The following is a 20,822-nucleotide window of genomic DNA, read 5'->3' as shown; positions in this document are numbered from 1 at the left end:
TTTCCAAATTTTACATCCCAAGCCATTAGAGTAATTATGTTAGCTCAGGAGGAAGCACGTCGCATGGGACACAATTTTGTAGGAACTGAACAAATTCTCCTGGGTTTGATGGGAGAAAGAACTGGGATTGCTGCTAAAGTGCTGGCCGAATTAGGTGTTACCCTCAAAGACGCACGTCATGAGGTAGAAAAAATTATTGGTAGGGGTTCTGGCTTTGTACCACCAGAAGTTCCCTTTACCCCCAAGGTGAAAAGCCTCTTCGAGCAATCGTTTAAAGAAGCTCATAGTCTGGGACAGAATTACATCAACACAGAACACTTACTCTTAGGATTAACTGAGGCTGGTGAAGGTGTAGGTCTCAAAGTGTTACAAAACTTGGGTGTTAATTTACAGAACTTAAGAGAACAAGTTTTGCATACGATTCACTTATCTGAAAGCTAAAATATACAATCTAGATAAACAAAATACGGCAATCCCAACACCTTTGCGATCGCTTGTCTTGTTTACAAGAGGCTTCCCTACGGGATGCTGCGCGAACGCTTTGCTTGCAATGACAGTGTTTCGCCGACAATTATATCGCTATTGATTAAAGCGCGATCGCTTTGTCTCTTTCAAACTGCATAGGCGTTGCCTATGCAGGCATTATTATTGTAATAAAGTTAATCGCATAACTCATTATCTCTGCTCTGAGCGGTTAGCAAGATATTCATCTATAGTCACGGACTCACCATCTTTATACTCAGCGCGAACTGCTTGAATTTCTGCCTGTGTTTCTGCATCGTCTTCATACAAAGCTTCTTCGGCTTCAAAAATTTGTTGCTCAATTAGCTCTTGAAGTTGACGTTTTTCTGTTAAATCAAGGGAAGATATTGCTTCTGCTAAAGTTTCTAAGGAGAGTTGTAGTTTAACAATGGCTGGCATTTTTCTCCTCTTGGGTGTGTTTTATTTGCATTTTAACAGTTATATTTTTGTCAAGCCCTCACGTTTATGGGGTGCGATCGCAGCAATTAGATTGCCTAACCCATGATTGCGATCGCACCTATCTCGCACAAACTGTAATTTTTGTCTACGCACTCCCCAATAAACAGGAGCGGTATCTCTCGTGTTGAGAACAGCATCACAACTTATGGGAGCGGTATCACAACTTATGGGAACAGCATCACAACTTATGGGAGCTGTATCACAACTTATGGGAGCGGTATCACAACTTATGGGAGCGGTATCACAACTTATGGGAACAGCATCACAACTTATGGGAACAGCATCACAACTTATGGGAACAGCATCACAACTTATGGGAACAGCATCACTCAAAGTTTTTATAAAGTTCAGACAATTATCTTTGTAAATACTAACATTAGTAATTAAAATCCGAAAAATTACTGCCATAACTTAAAAAATTATTATAAAAGATTGCGAGTTTTACTGAAGCAGAATGCACTTTAATTGAGGCAAGCTATCTGTAGAAGCATCTTAAAGAAGTAAATTTATGTCTCGAAAAAAACTGACATCCCGCGTTTTAGAAAAAGCTCAATTGAGATCCTCTGGAATGAAATCTATTGTTCCAAACATCATCTTTGATGAAAATCATAGTCTCGAAAAAATGATTGATTCAATTGAGGAGTTACGTAATACAGTTGATGTTTATAACACTGCTTTGTCTGTGGTTGACTCTTCTAAAAATAAAATTGAAGAGATGGAAAAAAAGTTGAGTCAGCTTTCTGAAAAGATGCTGATGGTGGTTGCTATCAAGTACGGCAAAGACAGCTACGAATATGAGATGGCTGGTGGTGTTCGTAGTAGCGATCGCACCCGTAAAATCAGATCAAGTCGCTTGAAAAACGTTACAGAGCAAGTATTAGATGAGAATGCTAAAGCTGCATAGTAGAAAATGACTCCTGTACAGACGCGATTAATCGCGTCTGTCCTAACTCTTTACTCAGCATTTAGCACTACTTTAATTACCACCTTGAACAGCTTTATAGACTAATTCAATATTTAACTCTAAATAAGTGGGCAATCTGTTCAGTCATGGAATCAAATCAACCTCACAAAGAGATAAAATAGTATTTATAAATGCCTTTAATTCGAGACATAGATTGACTGCATCCATTAAATTATTGTTTTTTAAAATCTTAGCTGCATCGCGTGTTTTACTATAACTGCGTTTTTTACCTAACTCAAATATTTCTTTAATATGATATGACGGAGATTTATTGTGATTCACCTGCTCAGGTAAGTCCCCTGGTGCTGACTTATTATGTCCAGCCAATTTTTGAATAGTTGACCAGTATGGTAATAGCCAAGCTTCAAAATCATACTGCGCTGCATGGGGATAAAAATTAGGGTTATTCCCCACCCACGTTTTCATTTTAGCTTTAGCATCTGCTGCATCTTGAAAATCATTAGTTCCTGTATAAACATCTGTTAATGCAATCACAGCATTGAAAGCATCTCTCCCCGTCAGTAAATTCTCAACCTTACGCCTAAGTTTTTCTTCTTTGGGAATCCGACCATCATCTGGTATAAACTGAAGTTTGGGCATCTGTTGTTGCAAGCGCAACTTGAGAAAATCTAATAAAATCTGCTTGAATGCCTTTTCTGTTGCACCCTCAACTAAAATCGCTATTCTCATGGACGACCACCTATTAAGTTCATTGCCCAAATTTGATCTAAACTATAATCTACTAGCCAGTGTTCTAAATCAAAAGAATCACCCCAAGTCATTGTAGTTAGTCCGTCTTCAACGTCACAAACTAACACTTCTTTTGGTTTTAAAAATCGGATTAATCTATCTGAATGAGTGGCCACAATTAGCTGAGTTCGTTGGCTAGCTTCTCGCATTAAATCAGCTAGTAATTCCAATAATTCTGGATGCAAACTAACTTCTGGTTCATCTATGAGAGTTACAGCAGTTAAATCTGAACTTTGCAGCAGCGTGACTAACCAGAGAAACCGCAAAGTCCCCTCTGATAGTTGGTGCGTGTAAAGGGGCTGAGAAAAATTTTTATCTTTCCATGTCATTGCTAAAGTTCCTGCTGCTACTGGTGGAAACGATAAACGCTCAAAATCTGGAAATGCCGCAGTAAGGGTATCTTCGATAATTTCAAATCGTTCTGGCTTGGTTTCTCGCAAATAATAAAGGCAGGAAACTAAATCTTCTCCATTAGAACCTGGTAAGGTAACTGGACGCATTGATTGCGGTAAACGAACTGGACTTTTAGGAGCAACATTTAATGCTCCATAAAAACTACAGGAAGCTAATCTTTTCCGCAGACTCTCTGGTTGTCGGTACATTTTGGGAACTTGAGAAAGAGAAGTTTCTAAGGGATTATGATCCCAATTTGGACGCACAAACTTTTGAATCTCTGGATTAAAATACGTAACATCTAAACCACGAGCTTCAATGTGCTTAGATGGTTCTAATGGATAGGGATCATTTTGCTGAGTAAGTGTTTCTAAAACAATTTCGTATGCTAATCCTTTAGGAATGATTTTGAGATAATAGTCGAGTGGTGCATTGTCTGGGACACTCATTGATAATGAAATGGCTAAACTATTAGCTTGATCCCCAGTCATGATCTCACTCAGACCACTTAAATCTGAAATCTTTGGCTCTAACTGACCTTTTGCGGATGCTGCTAAGAGTAAAAAAATCTCTAAAAGGGAAGTTTTACCTACACCGTTAGCACCAATCATGACAGTCAAAGGTCGCATATTGATTTGTACATCATAGAGGCGACGATATCCTTCAATTTTTATACTTTCAAACGAGTTCATAATATAGTTATTGCCAACTGTTAGACCTATTGCTCTTTACTTTCCACACTTTCTGAGCTTCCCCTACTGTAAAACCTTAAGACAACTCTTGGCAGTGTCTACAAAATCTGAATAGAGCAAAACAGGCGTTAGCATAATAGCAAAATCAGCAGATAATACATATAGCCAGTAATTAGCTAGCGTCCGCCAAAAACCACTCATGCCGCAAAATAACCAAACCGCCGTCGAATTCCGCAATGTCACATTTAGCCGCAATCATCGCCCTTTAGTGTCAAATCTCAATTTCACCATCCGCCAAGGAGAAGCGCTAGTATTACTTGGACGCAGTGGAAGCGGCAAAACTACAACAATGAAGTTAATTAATCGCCTATTTACACCCACACAAGGCGAAGTTTTATTTGATGGTATTCCCACAACTCAATGGGATGAAATTAAACTGCGGCGCAAGATTGGTTACGTAATTCAAGAAATTGGTTTATTTCCTCATTTCACTGTAGAACGCAATGTCGGTTTAGTTCCGGCTTTGGAAGGTTGGCAACCCAAACAAATTAAAACGCGAGTTTATGAATTGTTGCAATTGGTAGGCTTGGAACCTGCACAATTCGCCGGACGTTACCCGCACGAACTTTCGGGAGGACAAAGGCAAAGAGTCGGTGTAGCCAGGGCTTTAGCAGCAGATCCGCCAGTATTGTTGATGGATGAACCCTTTGGCGCACTAGATCCGATTACGCGCCTAGAACTTCAACAAGAGTTTCGGCATTTGCAGCAAGAATTAGGCAAGACAGTTGTTTTTGTCACCCATGATATCCAAGAAGCCTTTGTTTTGGCATCAAGAATTGGTTTAATGTATGGTGGAGAATTGGTAGTATTGGAAACAACAGATGAATTTATGCGATCGCAACACCCAGAAAGCCTAGCCTTTCTCCAATGTATGCGTTCCCCCAAAGACACTTTATGAAAGATTTCTTCCTCGTTAAGTATGCTCCAGAAATCCTTCAGCATACTCTAGAACATTTATTTTTGGTGAGCATTGCGATTGGAATTGCCATATTTGTAGGCATTCCATTAGGTATTTTGATTACACGCAAAACCTACCTTCGCCAACCAATTCTGGGTATAGCAAATATTTTACAAACTATACCTAGTTTGGCACTGTTTGGCTTACTTATTCCCATTGCCGGAATTGGTGTAGTACCAGCAATTATTGCCTTGACTTTATATTCTTTTTTACCAATAATTCGCAACACCTACACAGGGATCACTAATGTAGATCCAGCGATTCGAGAAGCAGGCCGAGGAATGGGGATGACAGATACACAATTGTTGTTGCAAGTTGAGATTCCCTTGGCATTGGGAGTGATTTTAGCAGGGGTACGAGTAGCGACTGTAATTGCCATTGGCATTGCAACCATCGCAGCGGCAATTGGTGCTGGTGGTTTGGGAGTGTTTATTTTTCGGGGAATATCAGTAGTGAATGATCAGTTAATTTTAGCCGGGGCGTTTCCGGCGGCGGTAATTGCATTACTGGCTGACTTAATAATTGGCTGGATAGAGAATAAACTAAAAGTTAAAAATTAAGCAATTCATGAAAAGATTTTTGGGATTTTGCTGTTTAAGTTTTGCTTTGTTACTGATAATTACTGGCTGCACATCAAATTTAAGTAGTAGCAGTGGTGGTAATATTATCATTGCTTCCAAAGATTTTACTGAACAAGATATTTTAGGAGAACTTTTAGCACAGCAAATTGAAGCGACAACTAATTTAAAAGTAGATCGTCGTCCTCGTTTGGGTGGTTCTTTCATTTGTCATAGCGCTATTACTTCCGGTAAGATTGATGCATATATTGAATATACAGGCACAGCTTTTACTGGAATTTTAAAACAAAAAGCAGTAAGCGATCCTAAAGAAGTTTACGAGAAGCTAAAACAAATATATGCTCAGGAATTCAATTTGGAAGTAATGCCATCTTTGGGTTTTGAAAACACTTTTGCAATGATTATTCGCGGTGAAGACGCTAAACGCTACAACATTCAAACTCTCTCGCAAGTTAGTCAGTATACCCCGCAGTGGCGCGGCGGTTTTGGCTATGAATTTTTAGAGCGTGAAGATGGTTTTCCGGGATTAGCTAAAACTTATGGCTTACGCTTTGCGAAACCTCCTCAAATTATGGATTTAGGTTTAGTATATCGGGCGCTGATTCAAAAACAGGTGGATATGGTGGCAGGTAGTTCTACAGATGGCCAGATTTCTCGCTTGGGTGTAATGGTGTTAAAAGATGATAAACACTATTTTCCTCCTTATGAAGCAGCACCGATTTTTCGTCAAGAAATTTTAGAGAAATATCCAGAATTAAGAAAAGCGATCGCACAACTTGCGGGAAAGATTTCGGCAGATGAAATGCGACAGTTAAACTATTTAGTTGAGGGAGAATTACGTCATATTAAAGATGTTGTCCAGGAGTTTCGGAAATCGAAGGGATTAGGTTGATCTCAAGGATAGGCAAGTAGCCACAGCTACGCCCATTATAGACATCTCCTATACCAGGTTCCTGTTTACCCATTACTGCCTGTCTAATGTTGTCCACGCAAAAAGTTTCTTAACCACCTAATCGCTTCGCTTGTTGTTTGCTCATTTGCAATTTGGAGACATTGCTGTACAATTTCTCCGACATTAAGAAAGTAGCTGCTTTCTGTAAGTACATAACTTTCTCCCTGCAATCTATAAATTAATAATCGATTACTTTTTAGTATCCAGACCTCTGGCACTCGATAAGGTAAATAATCATTAACGTCGGTGTAGCTTGTCACATCTATTTCAATTACTAAATCTGGTGGTGGTTCTGACTCCCAATCAATTCTTTTTTTGCCTACTACCGCTCTCCAATTTTCAATATAAAAGCAATAGTCTGGTTCAATACCACTAATTTCTGGCAAGCTCATGGTGATGGGCGTAAATGATTCGTATATGCGGTTTAAGTGGTCAAGTAGAGCTATTATGATCAATGCCAGCAAGCTTGCATCTCTTCCATGCTCTGGTAGCGGTGCCATCAGTAAAATTTCTCCTTTTCGATATTTAATGCGAGGCAAAGAGCGATCGCCTAGTTGCTGACTCAATACTTGATAGTCTTGCCAGTCTCCTAAAAGTTTCACCACCGCGCCAGGTGGTAACTCAATTCTTTGTGGTGTGATTACGGTATCCATGATTATTTAGGATTGCTATATAAGTTTATTTTCCCTGCAAAACTTCATAAAAAACAAATGTGTATCAAATGCACACCTTAACGGTAGGCTAAGAAATATCAAACAAAATGGCATAAAAATGCTTACTGTTGCTAAATCAAAGCGGGTTGCCATCGCAATCTTTTCTTTCGGCGTTCTACTGTACAGCCAAGTAGCATCAGCCGCCTTAACTTTACCCCTACGCAGCAAAAAGGGAATGGTGGTTTCAGCCCATCCCCTAGCAAGTGAAGCAGGAATTTTGATGTTACGCAAAGGTGGTAATGCAGTTGATGCAGCCGTAGCCACAACCTTTGCAATTTCCGTAGTTGAGCCTTTTTCGGCGGGAATCGGCGGCGGCGGATTTTTGTTGATGCACTCTGAGAAAACTGGCGATATCAAAGCCTTAGATTTCCGCGAACGCGCACCCCTGAAAGCTACAAGAAATATGTATCTTGACGCAAAAGGAAAGGTGCGCCCGAATGCAAGTATTAGTGGTTATTTGGCAGTAGGAACACCAGGAACGGTGGCAGGACTTTATGAAGTGCATCGTCGCTATGGTAAACTTTCTTGGCAAGAAGTGGTGAAACCTGCGATCGCACTTGCTAAAGATGGCTTTATTCTGGGCGATGTCGCAACTTGGCGTTTTCTGCAAACAAATCAATCCGCCAAGCAAGCACTTCTTAAGAATCCAGCGTTGCGGAAAATTTTCACTCGCAACGGCGAATTTTATCAACCAGGAGAGAAGTTGATGCAGCGTGATTTGGCACGCACTTTAACAGCAATTGCTCAGAATCCCCAAAGTTTTTACACCGGAAGTATTGCTCGCGCGATCGCTTCTGATATGGTAAAAAATAGTGGTTTAATTACCCTGGAAGACTTGAAAGCCTACAAACCAATCTGGCGCACTCCCGTTTGTGGAAACTTTCGCCAAGCTAAAATTTGCTCAATGCCACCACCATCGTCGGGAGGGGTTCATCTGTTGCAGATTTTAAATATTATCGGTGAAACTGGTTTAAAATCTTTAGGATGGCATCATCCCGACGCGATACATTTAATGGTAGAAGCCATGAAGATTGCTTACAGCGATCGCTCAGAATATTTAGGCGATCCTGATTTTATTAAAGTCCCTGTACAAGAGCTGCTCAGTCCAGCTTACGCTAAAAAACGTCGTCAAGAAATTAATATGCAAATGGCTAGACCCTCGTCCGAAGTCAAGCCAGTAGATAAAGAGACACTACAACGTTTTAGTCAAGCTAATAATCAGAGTTTGAGAGAAAATATCATCCCGTTATCGGATCAATCTCTCAAACTACACGCAACTCGGCATGAATCGCCCCAAACCAGTCATCTTACAGTTGTAGATGAACAACGCAACGCCGTGAGTCTGACTTTCACAATTAACCTCAGTTTTGGTGCTGGTGTGGTGACACCGGGAACTGGAATCGTCCTTAACAATGAAATGGATGATTTTGCTGCTGCGCCAGGAGTGCCTAATGCCTTTGGTTTAGTTGGTAACGATGCAAATGCGATCGCACCCCGTAAAACTCCTTTATCCAGCATGACTCCCACAATTGTCACAGAAAATAATCATTTCCGTATGGCAGCGGGTGCGCCTGGTGGTTCTATGATCATCACCCAGGTTTTGCAAGTGATCCTGAATGTTTTGGAATACAACATGGATGTTGGTGCGGCTGTTTCTGTTCCACGCATACATCATCAATGGCTTCCCGATCAGTTGCGTGTAGAATCCTGGAGTTTGGATGCTCTAACTATGCAAGAATTACGCCGTCGGGGGCATAAAATTAAGGAAACTGCTCCTTGGGGTAATGGTAATGCGATCGCAGTTACAGCCGATGGAACTTTAGAAGGGGCCGCTGATCCTCGCGGTGAAGGTTCCCCTAGAGGATGGTGAGGGAGACAAGGGGGACAACAAGAAAAATAATAACTCCTAATGACTAATGACCAATGACCAATGACTATTGATTTTGGACAGTTGATTCTGTGTAACTGCTGTTGCCAAACTCGTTTGCCCGTGCGCTAGGTACTAATGTCCAACCTGCTTTGAGAAGCTTTTGATAAGTTGCCCAACCTTTAGAACCACCTGGTATTTGATAATCTGGGACTGCAAAATGTCCAAAAGCTGTGTAGGGACGCCAACCTTGACTAGGTTCTGTCTGCAAATACAAAATTTTCTCTCCGTCGCCACCAGACTTAGGTAACCAGCACATTTGTCGAGGCATTGCAAACTCCTTTGCTTTTAGTTAAAAACGCATAATGGCAGACTTTTGTCAAGCCATACATCACCCTTATGGTGTACTTTTTTGCCTAAAACTTTAGACAAAGTGTAATTAAGTTTTATCCTTTTATAGGATAATTACTTAACAAGTCATACCCTGAGAAAGCTGCTAATAAGACACAAAGATCAGCAGCTTTTCTTTAACTAAGGGAGATTTTTCTAATGTTATCCGCACTTTTTATGATCGTGTGTAACAATAACTACTATTCTGACTGAAGTTTGCAATCAGACTATTTGTTTTTCTGATTACATAAACGCAGATTTTGGAAATTACTTATAAAGTTCCGTTGGTAAAAAACTAAGTTAAAACACATCTAAATTGCAATAATAAGTAATTTAGTCAATCAAGTAGGATTTAGCAAGATGAAAGCAGTCGGTATTTACACCCTTGCGAATGATACTGTATTTGACCAGTTAGTTGCCTTACTAAATAGTATTGAGGTCAATGTTAGCCAAGACATTCCTATATGTGTTATTCCTTATAATAACCAATTAGAGAAGGTTAACCAGGAAATTAACTCTAGAAAAAATGTTGCCCTGTTTGAAAATAGGGAATCTATGCAACGGTGGGATAATTTTGCCAATGAAGTTTGGGCTGTACATCCAGCAGCAAAACAAGGGCGTTTATCTCGCAATTCTTGGCATCGCAGCCCCTTATTAAGAAAGCTGTGTACTTTTGATGGGGAATTTGAAAAATTTGTGTTCTATGATGCTGATAGTTTAGCAATGAAACCCCTAACTAATCTATTAGATAAGCTTGATAGCTACGACTTTGTATTTGATGATTGGGAGCATAAAAAATCCAGAGAAAATACAGCTTTGAATTTATCTATTATAGAAAAGACTGGTTTGTATAAAGAGGAGGATATACATTCTAAACTGCACTGTTCTAGCTTCTTTGCATCTAAAAAAGGTATTTTTGCTCCGTCGGAGTTGGAATCTTTGAAGAATTTGTTAATTGAAGAGGATGAAATTCAATGGGTACGCAAATGGTGGGATGATGCCTTTTTGTTCAACTACATGACATTAAGGTACAATCGCCCACTTTTCAACTTGACACTTAGCCCTAATGGTGCAGATAGAACTGGTAACTGTGCTAATGCAGATCCCTTTGCGAATATTAATAATGTTCTTTACAACCAAGACGGATTAAAACCCATTTATCGTCTTCACTACATGAGCTATTCTTCTGTAGATTTCGCCCGATTATGTCAAGGAGAAGATATTAATATTCGCTATCGAGACGAATTTTTATACTATCGTTTTCTCAAACAACCAGAAAAAAAACCAACACGACTAAAACCACCTAGTTTGATTACAAAAACTAATAGGTTATTCAACAAAACTTTGAAAAAAATTCAAATCAGCATCTCATAAGTCTGCCTATAATGAGCGGCATTATCGCTAGATATTTCAGTAATTGGTAATGGTAAATATGTAGTGATAGCCCTCTGAAATCTGTAGATTTAGATCCTCAACTTCTTGAATAAGTCGAGGATATAGACAGCAAATTGGGTTATTAGAAAGATGGCGCATACAACTTATCGCCGACAATCTGGCGAATTGTCTCTACTAATTGGGTATATGCAAAGTTAGATAAAACTGGTTTTGCTCCTTGTAACTGAATTATTTGATCTAAATCAATCCATGACTTGCAACCGCCATATTTAGGGTGGTAAGGAAAGTCTTGCTCTTGGGCTAGTTTATAAGTCCGCAGGAGGAGAATATAAAGGGGCTGACGTGGTTTCCATTTGAGGCGATCGCTAATAAAATGCTCGTTCCAAATATGAAAAGGAAGCAAGGCGTTGACAATAAATTCGTCACTAACTGGCAAAATGTCGGTGATTTCAGCCCAACTACCGATGCGAACTGTTTCTGGATGCCAACCGGATGTTACTGGATAAACGCGATTGGCATCCTCAGCTTTGAGCATGAAAGCTTGTTGATGTTCATAGGTAGGATAAAGCAAAATCTGCTTGTGAGCAACTTGGAAATGTCCATTTCGTTCATGGATACCGCCTTTGCGGAGCAACATAATTGTTTTGCCGCTTTCCAAAGCATTTACGGCGACTGCCCATTCTTTGAGGGCATGAAAAGTTGTAGTCAATTCCATCAGCATCTACTGTAACTCTGATTTAATTTCAACCTAAAATCGATAAAGTGTGAAACTATCCAAGGAAATGAATTAGGAAGCAGTTATGGAAAAGCGAGCGCTAGGTACTTCTAATCTAAAAATCACACCCATCTTGATGGGAACTTGGCAAGCTGGTAAAAAAATGTGGGTAGGAATTGAGGATGCTGATTCGATTAAAACCATCCGAGCAGCATTTGAAGCTGGTATCACCACAATTGATACTGCTGAAGCTTATGGTCAAGGTCACTCTGAGCGAATTGTCGCTGAGGCTTTATCTGATGTACGCGATCGCGTGGAATATGCCACGAAAGTTTTCGCTAACCATCTAAAGTATGAACAAGTAATTGAAGCTTGCGATCGCTCACTAAAAAACCTTAAAACTGATTACATCGACCTTTACCAAATACATTGGCCCTCCGGCGCTTTCAATAGTGAAATAGTACCTATTGAGGAAACTATGAGCGCTCTTAACCTGCTCAAAGAACAAGGTAAAATTCGGGCGATTGGTGTTTCCAATTTTTCCGCCATCCAGTTAGCAGAAGCAGCAAATTATGGACGTATTGATAGTTTACAACCACCCTATTCTTTATTCTGGAGGCAGGTAGAACAAGATGCATTGCCTTATTGTATTGAAAACAATATTTCTATCGTTGCTTATTCGCCTTTAGCGCAGGGGTTGTTAACAGGAAAATTTGCTCTCGATCATAAATTTGATCCAACAGATAACCGTGCTAAAAATAAACTGTTTCAAGGCGAAAACTTTGAATATGCTCAACAAGCGCTACAAAAGCTGCGTCCCATAGCCCTCCATCATAATTGTACCCTTGCCCAGTTAGCTTTAGCGTGGTTAATTGCCCAACCCCAAACAAATGCGATCGCCGGGGCGCGTTATCCTGAACAAGCACTAGACAACACATTAACTGCCAAAATTCAACTCTCTGCCGCTCAATTGGCAGAAATTGATACTATTGGACGTATTGTGACCGACCATCTAGATAACAGTCCAATTATGTGGAATTGGTGACAATACAGTTTGGTTAGCCATGCTGGTCTCTCCAAGATCCCTTCAAATCTCTTAAAAAGAGGGTTGGGGATCAAATTTCTGGAGCTAGATTGCAAAATATAACAAAACGTCAACTTTAATAAACCAAGGCTTGCAACTTACAAATTACGTGATAACTTAAATAGTAGGACACCAAACCAAATAAAACCAAACTAAAAGGGTAAATGACTTAGTGTCTCCTGTCATCATCCCAAGCAAATTTCAGCATATCAAATATTATAGAAGTGGCAAAAAGCCTGACGTAGAAGGCAAAGCCAAATCCTAAAGCGGAAAAACGCAAAAATGCTGAATTTGTTAGTTTTTCAATCCACCCTAGTTATTAACTTTCAATTACTAAATTAGTTTAACAATTTGAAACCTGTGAACTCGATAAAACCTGGTCAACCCTGACCAGGTTTTTGGTATTTTATTGGAATATAATTTTCTCCGTCTGGCATCAAATAAGACTCTGGCTAATTTTCCAGCAGGGAATAAAATAGAACAGCAACATATCCTGGTAGGAAAATTTGATGAAAAATTATAGCTTTTTGAATAAAATTACTACAGCTATTATCATAGCGACCCTTTCTTTTTCCTGTGAGTCTTCTGTCACCAGAAAAGCAGAACAGGCAAAGGCAACTGACAAACCGAAGCCACAACCAAATCTTGTCTATGGCGATTTAATCATCAAAGAACAATCAGATTATTTGATGATTCCAGTTAATCTTCCAGAGCAGAATCAAAATAAAGGAATTGATTCAAGCCTTTCACGTTCTTATGAAAGAAATAACCAATTATATAACATTATATTTTATCGTAAGCAAGATGGTGCATCGCATCTTTTATTAAATAAAAAAGCTATCATCACCTCCTTCGATTTATTGGAAGTAAAAGCGGTAGACAAGCCGCCTACAAGAGTTTGGTTGTATAGAATCCTTGACCAAGATACAAATGGAGACAAAAAATTCAATAGTGAAGATGCTACTCTTGGCTATCTTTCTGATTTGTCAGGTAAGAATCTCCAGCAAATTACCCCAAACAATACTAAAATTATCAATTGGGTTGTTGTTCCAAGTCAAAATGCAATTTTTCTAAAAATTATCAAAGACTCGGATAATGATAAAAAGTTTACAGAAAAAGACAAAACAAATTTTGTTAGGGTTAACCTCGATAAAATCGGTATGGGAACTGAGATTATTAGTGAGCAAATCGAGCAAGAAATTAAATCCTACGTTTTTAAATAATTAAACAAGTGTGTCTTCAACTCGACTTTAGTCATTGTTGAATCTAATAGTGCACTGTCAGCTAAAATTTCTTTGCTCTTTAGCGATCGCCTTTCTGCAATGGTGTAGATTGGTTTTTATCTGGATGGCGATCGACAAAAGTTGCCGAGACTTAATAATCCATAAAGTTGGCAATTTGCAGATTCTCAGTAATGTCTCCAAAGTTTATTAAGAGATGGGTAAGATGCCCGGATTGAATACACAACTATGCAGATAGGAACTATGCTGTATTTGTAAAGCCAATGTTATGTGCGGTGAAGCAGTGGTACTTCTGATAAGCTGTCGTGCCTATTAATTGCATATAATTAATATTTATACAAATAACAGTACGAAGTGCTACGCCTACATACTTAAGTATAAAACAGTTTAAATGTCTATGAAGATTTGAATAAATATCGTATTTTAATTTGCGTAAGCGAAGCTCGTCGTAGACATCGCTAAAATTAAATACCCAGAAACCTATTAACACGAGATAATAATAAATTCACACCACCCTCAGCTGTTGTCCCATCACCCATTACAGAACTTGTTTTGGCTTGGTTTAGGTAATTTACTTCACAGCCACAGGGTCGAATTTTGCAAGTAGTTCTGAACCAAATTATGAAAACATCCACCAAATTGCTAGCTCGCCTGGAGTATTACTACCAGCAAATCAAAACAATCATCCTGACTCGGCAGAATCCGATTACGGGTTTACTACCTGCGAGTACAGCGATTACAGCCCACGGCGATTACACTGATGCCTGGGTGCGAGACAACGTTTACAGCATTTTGGCAGCTTGGGGTTTAGCCCTTGCATACCGCAAGGTAGACGACGATGAGGGACGTACTTATGAACTAGAACATAGTGTCATCAAACTGATGCGCGGGTTGCTGTTTGCGATGATGCGACAGGCTCATAAAGTAGAGACATTTAAACATACTCAATCGCTACTAGATGGACTGCACGCCAAATACAATACCGCAACTGGTGACATTGTTGTTGGTGATGATGAATGGGGACATTTGCAACTTGATGCCACATCTATATTTTTACTGATATTGGCGCAAATGACGGCTGCGGGATTGCAAATAATTTATACGATTGATGAAGTGAATTTCGTCCAAAATTTGGTTTACTACATTGGACGAGCTTACCGTACACCAGATTACGGTATTTGGGAACGTGGTAATAAAATTAATCGTGGTAGTGCTGAGTTAAACGCCAGTTCTGTAGGTATGGCAAAAGCTGCTCTAGAAGCTATCAACGGACTAGATTTATTTGGGGTGCGTGGTAGTCAAGCATCAGTAATTCATGTGCTACCAGATGAAATCGCCCGCGCCCGGATTACCTTAGAATCCTTATTACCGAGGGAATCTGGTTCCAAAGAAATTGATGCGGCGCTGTTGAGTATTATTAGTTATCCTGCCTTTGCAGTGGAAGATTTGCAGTTACGCGATCGCACCTTTAACGATATTATCAATAAACTCGCAGGTAAATACGGCTGCAAACGCTTTCTGCGTGATGGACACCAAACCGTTTTAGAGGATAATCAACGCTTACACTACGAACCCTGGGAACTCAGGCAATTTGAGCATATTGAATGCGAATGGCCGTTATTCTTAACTTATTTAGTTCTAGATGGATTATTTCGCGGCGAGCAAGAACAAGTTGAAAAATACCAAGAGCTTTTAGAATCATTATTCATAGAACAAGATGGTTTGCGTTTGTTGCCTGAACTTTATTATGTTCCAGAAGAAAACATAGAAGCAGAAAAGTTAGCACCCCAAACGCAACCACGTTTACCCAATGAAAATATTCCTTTGGTGTGGGCGCAAAGTTTATATCTTCTCGGTCAAATGTTAAGTGAAGGATTATTGGCGGTTGGTGATATCGACCCATTGGGAAGACATTTGTGTGTAGGAAAACAGCGTGAGGCATTGGTACAAATTGCCTTGCTAGCTGAAGATGAAGATTTACAAGCAAAACTAGAAGTTCATGGAATTGAAGCCCAAATACCCACCCAAATAGAACCGATTCAGGTGAGAAAAGCTGGAGAACTTTCAGCTATTTATACTCAAATTGGACGCAACGACAAACTTGGTTTAACCGGGCGTCCGGTGCGCCGTTTGCGGAGTTTAACAACATCTAGAATATTTAGGATCGGCGGTGAGACAATTGTATTTCTGCCATCATTTTTAGACTCCCAACAGTTTTATTTAACCCTTGACTACCATTTTCTGCTAGATCAAATCAGAAGCGAACTGGCTTACATTCAAAAATATTGGAGCGATTTAGGGCGTCCTACTCTGACTTTAATGTTGACGCACACGATGTTAGAAATCGGTTCTGAGGCATTGTTAGAACTGATGCAAGAACTCAAAGATGGTGTTTGTAACGGTGTTCGGGTGAAATTAGGGCGGCTAAATCAGTTAATGCTGACAGCTGGAATCCAAAGAATTGATTTTCTCCAAGACGCAGAATTTTCCCTATCGCCAGTGAAAAATGCCGGATTACGTTGTTATTACCTGACTTATAATCCTGAGAAAATCTGGCGCTTAAGACATACCCAAGAATTTCAGATGGAGTCTGAAACCAACTTGGAATTATTACTTTCCTATTTGCGCTTATCAGAGAATATCTACGAGCAAATTGAGTTATTGCAAACTTTAACTCGCTTGCAGGGAATGAAATTTGATACAGGCTATGGCGATCTGGGATATCCTGTCACCGTAGCCGATTTACTAGATGAAGTTTACACCAAAGCTGGAGATTTAGGTCTTTGGGCAGTGGTACGTCGGGCTGCTGGGTTGCGGCTTATGGTTGATATCAGCCTATCAGATACAGTGACAAGTATATTGGTACGGGGTAAGCAAATTGCTGTAGGTAAAGCTTACAGTGAGGCGTCCTTGATTACCGTCCCCATGTCCCCCAATGAAATTACCGATAAAATTAATCATTTTTGTGGTGAAGACATACGCGATCGCGTTCTAACACAAGAAATTTTAATCTATCTTGGTATCTTAATTCGAGCAGAACCTGAACTATTTCAAGGACTACTGACGCTGAGAGTCGGCTATCTCATATTATTAATTACCAGCGAGTTAGCGGGGGAATTAGACGTTACTCAAGATGAAGCTTATGATCGCTTAATGCAGCTTTCACCCTCTGATGTGAAAATGCGCTTGCGTCAGGTATTAGCTAAATATAGTGGCATGAGTAACCTGTTGCGCCAACAAGAATCACTGCACGTCAAGCAAAAAGAAAGTGATATTGCTTGGGTGGTATTACCAGTAATAGAAGAAGAAATACAAATCCCCCCAGGTGGTTGGCGGCGGTTTCGCCAAGCAGAGGGTGTGACAGGACGTGTACCAAAAGAGTTTTTCAAGCAGGTTTGGCTATTAATGCGACATTGTAAGGGTCTAGTAATTGGCGATAAATTAGAACGTCGCAATCGTTTAGATAGTGAGATAATGTTGTCGGAAATGACAGCAGGGGAAAGAAATTTTGCTCTGTTAGTTGAGCATTTGCTGAATAAAATCGAAGCTCCAGAATACCGACAAGTTAATATTGAAGCATTAATTGAATTAGCTGCGATCGCCGCTAATAATCCTAACTTGCAAGTAGAAGAATATATCGTGTTGGATGTGTTAATTGGTCATGCAGTACGATTGGCATGGTTAGAAAACCATTCCGATAGAGGCGATCACTATGATGAAGATAAGGCGCGTGCGTGGCGATCGTTTTACAATACCTCTCCTAGAGATTGCGCTAGTTATATTTTGAAGGCATTCAGGTTCTTGACGGAATTTGTGAAGGATTTTTAAACGCAAAGGGAAGCGCAGAGGAACGCAGAGGATGAGAGAGAATGAGTTGAGTGGGATGATTATTGGGTGTGCGATGAGGGTGCATAGTGCTTTGGGTCCTGGTTTATTAGAGTCGGCTTATGAGGTGTGCTTGGATTATGAGTTGAAGGAAGTCGGGTTGAATGTTGGTAAGCAAATTCCATTGCCCTTGGTTTATAAAGATGTGCAATTGGAATGTGTTTATCGATTAGATTTGATAGTCGAAAACCAAGTAATTGTAGAGATTAAATCTGTAGAATCCTTCCACCCGATTCACTCCATTCAACTCCTAACCTATCTCAAACTAGCAAACTGCAAACTAGGTCTTCTCCTCAACTTTAACGTCCTCCCCCTCAAAGAAGGCATCAAACGCATAGCCAACAACCTCTAACTCCTCCTTCACGTTCCTTTGCGTTTAAATCTACTTAACAGAAACAGCATCAACATCAATGGTGCTTGCGCTCGAAGTAGAACCCTCAGTAGTATTAGGTACTTCAGTCCCCAGATCACCTTTACGAGCTTTCCAGCCCTCAATTACTAGCCCAGACACCTCAGTAACTAGCAGCGTCAAAAGGAAAACATCATCAATCTGTCCCACAACGGGTATAAAATCTGGGGCAATATCAATCGGACTGACCAAATAGAATAATGTTCCCAAAATTACCCACCAACGGTACTTGGGGTTACGAAGCAAATTCTGATACCAAGTGTAAAGTGATTGGATTGAAAATTTCATATTTTGAACCTCCATTTATTTTTAATTTTGACAAATTATGCCAAAAACTCCCGGTGGGAATAACCGCCCTAGTTAGTCTGGAAGACGCTACTCGTAATCCGTCACCAAAAAATCCCTCTACTTAATGCTTGGTGAAGGAAGTGAGTTTATCATTCAATTACCTATCCAGCAGCAAGTTTGTCCAGCAATCTAAGTCAAATACGCCATGCTTGCACTATCTTTTTAGGTTTTCGAGAAATTTATATTTTGGAAGTCCCTCATTTTGCATTAATCTCTAGAATTAAAATGCTTTAGCACATTTGCTCTAGTCATGCAGGGAGGAAACTTAAACAGTGGATATTTTAGATTTGTTTTACAAGGGCGGTCCAGCGATGTGGCCTTTGTTGGTTTTATCAATTCTGTCTTTAAGTGTAATTTTCGAGCGTTTGTGGTTCTGGTTACGAATTTTGACTCAGGAAAAGCAAATAGTCGATCGCATCTTGGATGCTGCCCAAGATAATTGGGAAGTAGCTGCGGATATTGCCAGAAAAGCAAGGCATCAGCCTGTCGGACGTTTTCTCTACGCCCCCTTGCGTTTTCCAAAAACTGATGCAGAAACCTTTCGACTAGCACTGGAGGCTACAGCAGAAGATGAATTGGCTGGTATGCGACGGGGCGAAAAACTTTTAGAAGCCGTGATTGCCCTCGCGCCGCTACTGGGGTTGTTAGGTACCGTTTTGGGACTAATCCAGTCTCTGCGCTCAATTCGGATTGGTGATTTGGGAACTGAATCTACCGCCGGAGTGACTACTGGTATTGGTGAATCCTTAATTAGTACGGCAGCAGGGTTAATAGTTGCCATCATTAGTTTAGTGTTTTACCGCCTATTTCAAAGTTTTGTAGTCAACCAAGTCAAAGTTTTTCGGAAGGCAGGGAATGAGATGGAATTGCTCTATCGCCAGTCCCCACCGGACTTTAGCAATCGAACATCAGCAATTGTGCCAGAAAATGCCACCCCATCCCCATCCCGTAAGCAAGGGAAAAATAGGTTTTCTGAACCTCCTGAACCCCCGATCGCACCTAATTAATAGTCCAGATATTGAACCCCAAAAGCAGACATTAGAGTGAAACGATGAAAGTTAATCTACATACTCCAATTGAAGAAGTCCAAGTTCAAATTATTCCTTTAATTGATGTAATTTTTTGTATTCTGACGTTTTTTTTGTTAGCAGCTTTGCAATTTACGCGCCAACAAGCAATAAATGTTGACTTACCCAAAGCCAGCACCAGTTCCACATCGGGGATCACCTCACAGAGTGGAAGTCTGATTGTAACTATCGATGCCGTTGGCAATACTTACATAGAAAAACAGCCTGTACAACGGGAGGATTTGAGACAAAGATTAAAAGAGTATCTTCAACAAAATCCCAGTGCTATTGTGGTACTAAATGCTTCGCGGACAGCAACTTATAACGATGTTATTGAAACATTGGATTTGCTACGGCAAGTAGGAGGCGATCGCGTGTCGTTGGGAATTATCCCGGGGCAGTCTCAACCACCCACAAACTCACTTAACCAACCTCCTATCCCCTCTTTTCCAATCAATCCTGGTGCTGCCCCAATACCCACCACTGTACCAATTCCAGGCAGCAATCCCGAAGGGAATATTACTCCTAAATTTCCCTTATTAGCACCCAATCAAGTGCCCTTACCTACGGTACAACCTCCAACTGGGCAAGGCATCAGTCCTATCAATCCTGGTATTTCCAACCCACCAGCATCCCAAGCGCCTGAAGCACTCAAACAAATCCAACCTACTCCTAAAAGATGACATAGGGGCATAGGGCATGGGGTAGTGGTTATTTCTCCCCCTGCCTCCCCTATTACCTCATCCGCCACTCCTACTAGCTACTTCTACTATCTTTCAAGCCTTTTCCAAAATCTAAAGATATCTAGAATAAATCTCGGCTAGAGAAAAATTTCCTGCTAATTTATAAATAATTGGTTGAGATTTAAAGATTTTTCCACCGCTAAACTGAGTAATTGATCACCAATTGCCATTCACGTTTCAGGGATTGTGGCATGAATATCGTGACGCTTTTGATTGTTTGGCTAGTAACAGCTATCAGCCTGTTGATAATTAGTAAATTACCTTTGGGAGTTGAAATTGACACTCCTGGTAAAGCCTTCTTTTCTGCCGCAGTGCTTGGTATCGTGACGGCAATAGTCAGACCGATTTTAAGCCTTGTTTTTGCAGTACCAAATCTACTAACCTTGGACTTATTATCCGGCATTTTCACATTTATGATTGCCGTGGTTTGTTTTAGTATTGCGGCTTGGTTAGTAGAAGGATTTCGCTTGCGTTACGGTATTTGGAGTGCTATTATTGCAATACTGTTCGGTTAAGGGGAGATAGGAGGTGAAGTCAAAGATGTTTTGTTCGCGTATGTATTACGAGAACAAGAAAAGCGAAAAAAGTTGCTTGTACCTTACTATTGGCACGCTCAAAAAACTTAATTGTTAATTGA

The 20,822-nt window shown here is 40.2% G+C and carries 21 protein-coding genes and 1 pseudogene; 14 read left to right on the top strand and 8 right to left on the bottom strand.

Annotated elements, in window-relative coordinates; translation table 11 throughout:
• Positions 1–36: 36 nt before the first annotated feature.
• Positions 37–423, top strand: a pseudogene (locus ACEW80_RS16225) (Clp protease N-terminal domain-containing protein); the annotation flags it as partial.
• A gap of 252 nt (positions 424–675) precedes the next feature.
• Here ACEW80_RS16225 and ACEW80_RS16220 read toward each other — a convergent pair.
• Both ACEW80_RS16220 and ACEW80_RS16215 read right to left on the bottom strand, forming a co-directional pair.
• A complete protein-coding gene (locus ACEW80_RS16220; RefSeq protein ID WP_334780861.1) occupies positions 676–921 on the bottom strand; it encodes a hypothetical protein in 246 nt (81 codons plus the stop codon).
• Between the two features lie 39 nt (positions 922–960).
• Positions 961–1,389, bottom strand: a complete 429-nt coding sequence (locus tag ACEW80_RS16215; protein WP_373527585.1) for a hypothetical protein — start codon at positions 1,387–1,389, stop codon at positions 961–963.
• Between the two features lie 100 nt (positions 1,390–1,489).
• Between ACEW80_RS16215 and ACEW80_RS16210 the strand changes: the two genes are divergently transcribed.
• Positions 1,490–1,885 (top strand): hypothetical protein, encoded by a 396-nt coding sequence (locus tag ACEW80_RS16210; protein WP_373527584.1) that lies wholly within the window; start codon positions 1,490–1,492, stop codon positions 1,883–1,885.
• A 144-nt stretch (positions 1,886–2,029) separates the two neighbouring features.
• Here the strand turns inward: ACEW80_RS16210 and ACEW80_RS16205 are convergent, their stop codons facing one another.
• Both ACEW80_RS16205 and ACEW80_RS16200 read right to left on the bottom strand, forming a co-directional pair.
• Positions 2,030–2,635 (bottom strand): DUF4276 family protein, encoded by a 606-nt coding sequence (locus ACEW80_RS16205; RefSeq protein WP_373527583.1) that lies wholly within the window; start codon positions 2,633–2,635, stop codon positions 2,030–2,032.
• Positions 2,632–3,780, bottom strand: coding sequence for an AAA family ATPase (locus ACEW80_RS16200; protein ID WP_373527582.1), 1,149 nt, complete (start codon positions 3,778–3,780; stop codon positions 2,632–2,634). The genes ACEW80_RS16205 and ACEW80_RS16200 overlap by 4 nt, the downstream gene beginning before the upstream one ends.
• A gap of 199 nt (positions 3,781–3,979) precedes the next feature.
• Between ACEW80_RS16200 and ACEW80_RS16195 the strand changes: the two genes are divergently transcribed.
• Genes ACEW80_RS16195 through ACEW80_RS16185 form a run of 3 tightly spaced genes read left to right on the top strand, consistent with a single transcriptional unit; the run spans position 3,980 to position 6,268 of the window.
• Complete coding sequence (locus ACEW80_RS16195; RefSeq protein ID WP_373527581.1) at positions 3,980–4,738, top strand: ATP-binding cassette domain-containing protein; 759 nt, start codon at positions 3,980–3,982, stop codon at positions 4,736–4,738.
• A complete protein-coding gene (locus ACEW80_RS16190) occupies positions 4,735–5,358 on the top strand; it encodes an ABC transporter permease (protein ID WP_373527580.1) in 624 nt (207 codons plus the stop codon). Before ACEW80_RS16195 ends, ACEW80_RS16190 begins: the two co-directional genes overlap by 4 nt.
• Before the next feature lie 7 nt (positions 5,359–5,365).
• Positions 5,366–6,268, top strand: a complete 903-nt coding sequence (locus ACEW80_RS16185) for a glycine betaine ABC transporter substrate-binding protein (RefSeq protein WP_373527579.1) — start codon at positions 5,366–5,368, stop codon at positions 6,266–6,268.
• 83 nt (positions 6,269–6,351) lie between these two features.
• Here the strand turns inward: ACEW80_RS16185 and ACEW80_RS16180 are convergent, their stop codons facing one another.
• Complete coding sequence (locus ACEW80_RS16180) at positions 6,352–6,981, bottom strand: Uma2 family endonuclease (protein ID WP_373527578.1); 630 nt, start codon at positions 6,979–6,981, stop codon at positions 6,352–6,354.
• Positions 6,982–7,099: 118 nt separating this feature from the next.
• Here ACEW80_RS16180 and ggt point away from each other — a divergent pair, with 118 nt between their 5' ends.
• Positions 7,100–8,911: a gamma-glutamyltransferase gene (ggt, locus tag ACEW80_RS16175; protein WP_373527577.1), complete on the top strand. Its 1,812-nt coding sequence runs from the start codon at positions 7,100–7,102 to the stop codon at positions 8,909–8,911.
• 64 nt (positions 8,912–8,975) lie between these two features.
• On the opposite strand, the gene ACEW80_RS16170 is transcribed toward ggt, so the two are convergent.
• Entirely contained in the window at positions 8,976–9,239 is a 264-nt protein-coding gene (locus ACEW80_RS16170) for a hypothetical protein (RefSeq protein ID WP_373527576.1), read from the bottom strand.
• Positions 9,240–9,658: 419 nt separating this feature from the next.
• On the opposite strand from ACEW80_RS16170, the gene ACEW80_RS16165 reads away from it, so the two are divergent.
• A complete protein-coding gene (locus ACEW80_RS16165) occupies positions 9,659–10,672 on the top strand; it encodes an Npun_R2821/Npun_R2822 family protein (RefSeq protein WP_373527575.1) in 1,014 nt (337 codons plus the stop codon).
• A 142-nt stretch (positions 10,673–10,814) separates the two neighbouring features.
• Here the strand turns inward: ACEW80_RS16165 and ACEW80_RS16160 are convergent, their stop codons facing one another.
• Positions 10,815–11,414 (bottom strand): DUF1802 family protein, encoded by a 600-nt coding sequence (locus tag ACEW80_RS16160; RefSeq protein WP_373527574.1) that lies wholly within the window; start codon positions 11,412–11,414, stop codon positions 10,815–10,817.
• 79 nt (positions 11,415–11,493) lie between these two features.
• Between ACEW80_RS16160 and ACEW80_RS16155 the strand changes: the two genes are divergently transcribed.
• From ACEW80_RS16155 to ACEW80_RS16140, 4 genes are all read left to right on the top strand, one after another.
• Positions 11,494–12,453, top strand: coding sequence for an aldo/keto reductase (locus tag ACEW80_RS16155; protein WP_373527573.1), 960 nt, complete (start codon positions 11,494–11,496; stop codon positions 12,451–12,453).
• 548 nt (positions 12,454–13,001) lie between these two features.
• A complete protein-coding gene (locus tag ACEW80_RS16150; RefSeq protein ID WP_373527572.1) occupies positions 13,002–13,715 on the top strand; it encodes a hypothetical protein in 714 nt (237 codons plus the stop codon).
• 639 nt (positions 13,716–14,354) lie between these two features.
• Positions 14,355–17,561: a glycoside hydrolase family 15 protein gene (locus tag ACEW80_RS16145; protein ID WP_373527571.1), complete on the top strand. Its 3,207-nt coding sequence runs from the start codon at positions 14,355–14,357 to the stop codon at positions 17,559–17,561.
• A 31-nt stretch (positions 17,562–17,592) separates the two neighbouring features.
• Positions 17,593–17,970 carry a GxxExxY protein gene (locus ACEW80_RS16140; protein WP_373527570.1) on the top strand — a complete coding sequence of 126 codons (378 nt, stop codon included), beginning with the start codon at positions 17,593–17,595 and terminating at the stop codon, positions 17,968–17,970.
• A gap of 30 nt (positions 17,971–18,000) precedes the next feature.
• Here the strand turns inward: ACEW80_RS16140 and ACEW80_RS16135 are convergent, their stop codons facing one another.
• Complete coding sequence (locus ACEW80_RS16135) at positions 18,001–18,315, bottom strand: YkvA family protein (protein WP_373527569.1); 315 nt, start codon at positions 18,313–18,315, stop codon at positions 18,001–18,003.
• A 332-nt stretch (positions 18,316–18,647) separates the two neighbouring features.
• On the opposite strand from ACEW80_RS16135, the gene ACEW80_RS16130 reads away from it, so the two are divergent.
• From ACEW80_RS16130 to ACEW80_RS16120, 3 genes are all read left to right on the top strand, one after another.
• On the top strand, positions 18,648–19,382 hold the full coding sequence (locus ACEW80_RS16130; RefSeq protein WP_373527568.1) for a MotA/TolQ/ExbB proton channel family protein: 735 nt from the start codon (positions 18,648–18,650) through the stop codon (positions 19,380–19,382).
• Positions 19,383–19,426: 44 nt separating this feature from the next.
• A complete protein-coding gene (locus tag ACEW80_RS16125; RefSeq protein WP_373527567.1) occupies positions 19,427–20,125 on the top strand; it encodes an ExbD/TolR family protein in 699 nt (232 codons plus the stop codon).
• 251 nt (positions 20,126–20,376) lie between these two features.
• Positions 20,377–20,700, top strand: a complete 324-nt coding sequence (locus tag ACEW80_RS16120) for a phage holin family protein (RefSeq protein WP_373527566.1) — start codon at positions 20,377–20,379, stop codon at positions 20,698–20,700.
• The last annotated feature ends 122 nt before the right edge of the window (positions 20,701–20,822 follow it).

This window comes from Nostoc sp., assembly GCF_041747015.1.
Taxonomy (GTDB): Bacteria; Cyanobacteriota; Cyanobacteriia; order Cyanobacteriales; family Nostocaceae; genus Nostoc.
The sequence above is the reverse complement of the archived record's forward strand: the minus strand, read 5'-3'. Positions and strand labels throughout refer to the sequence as shown.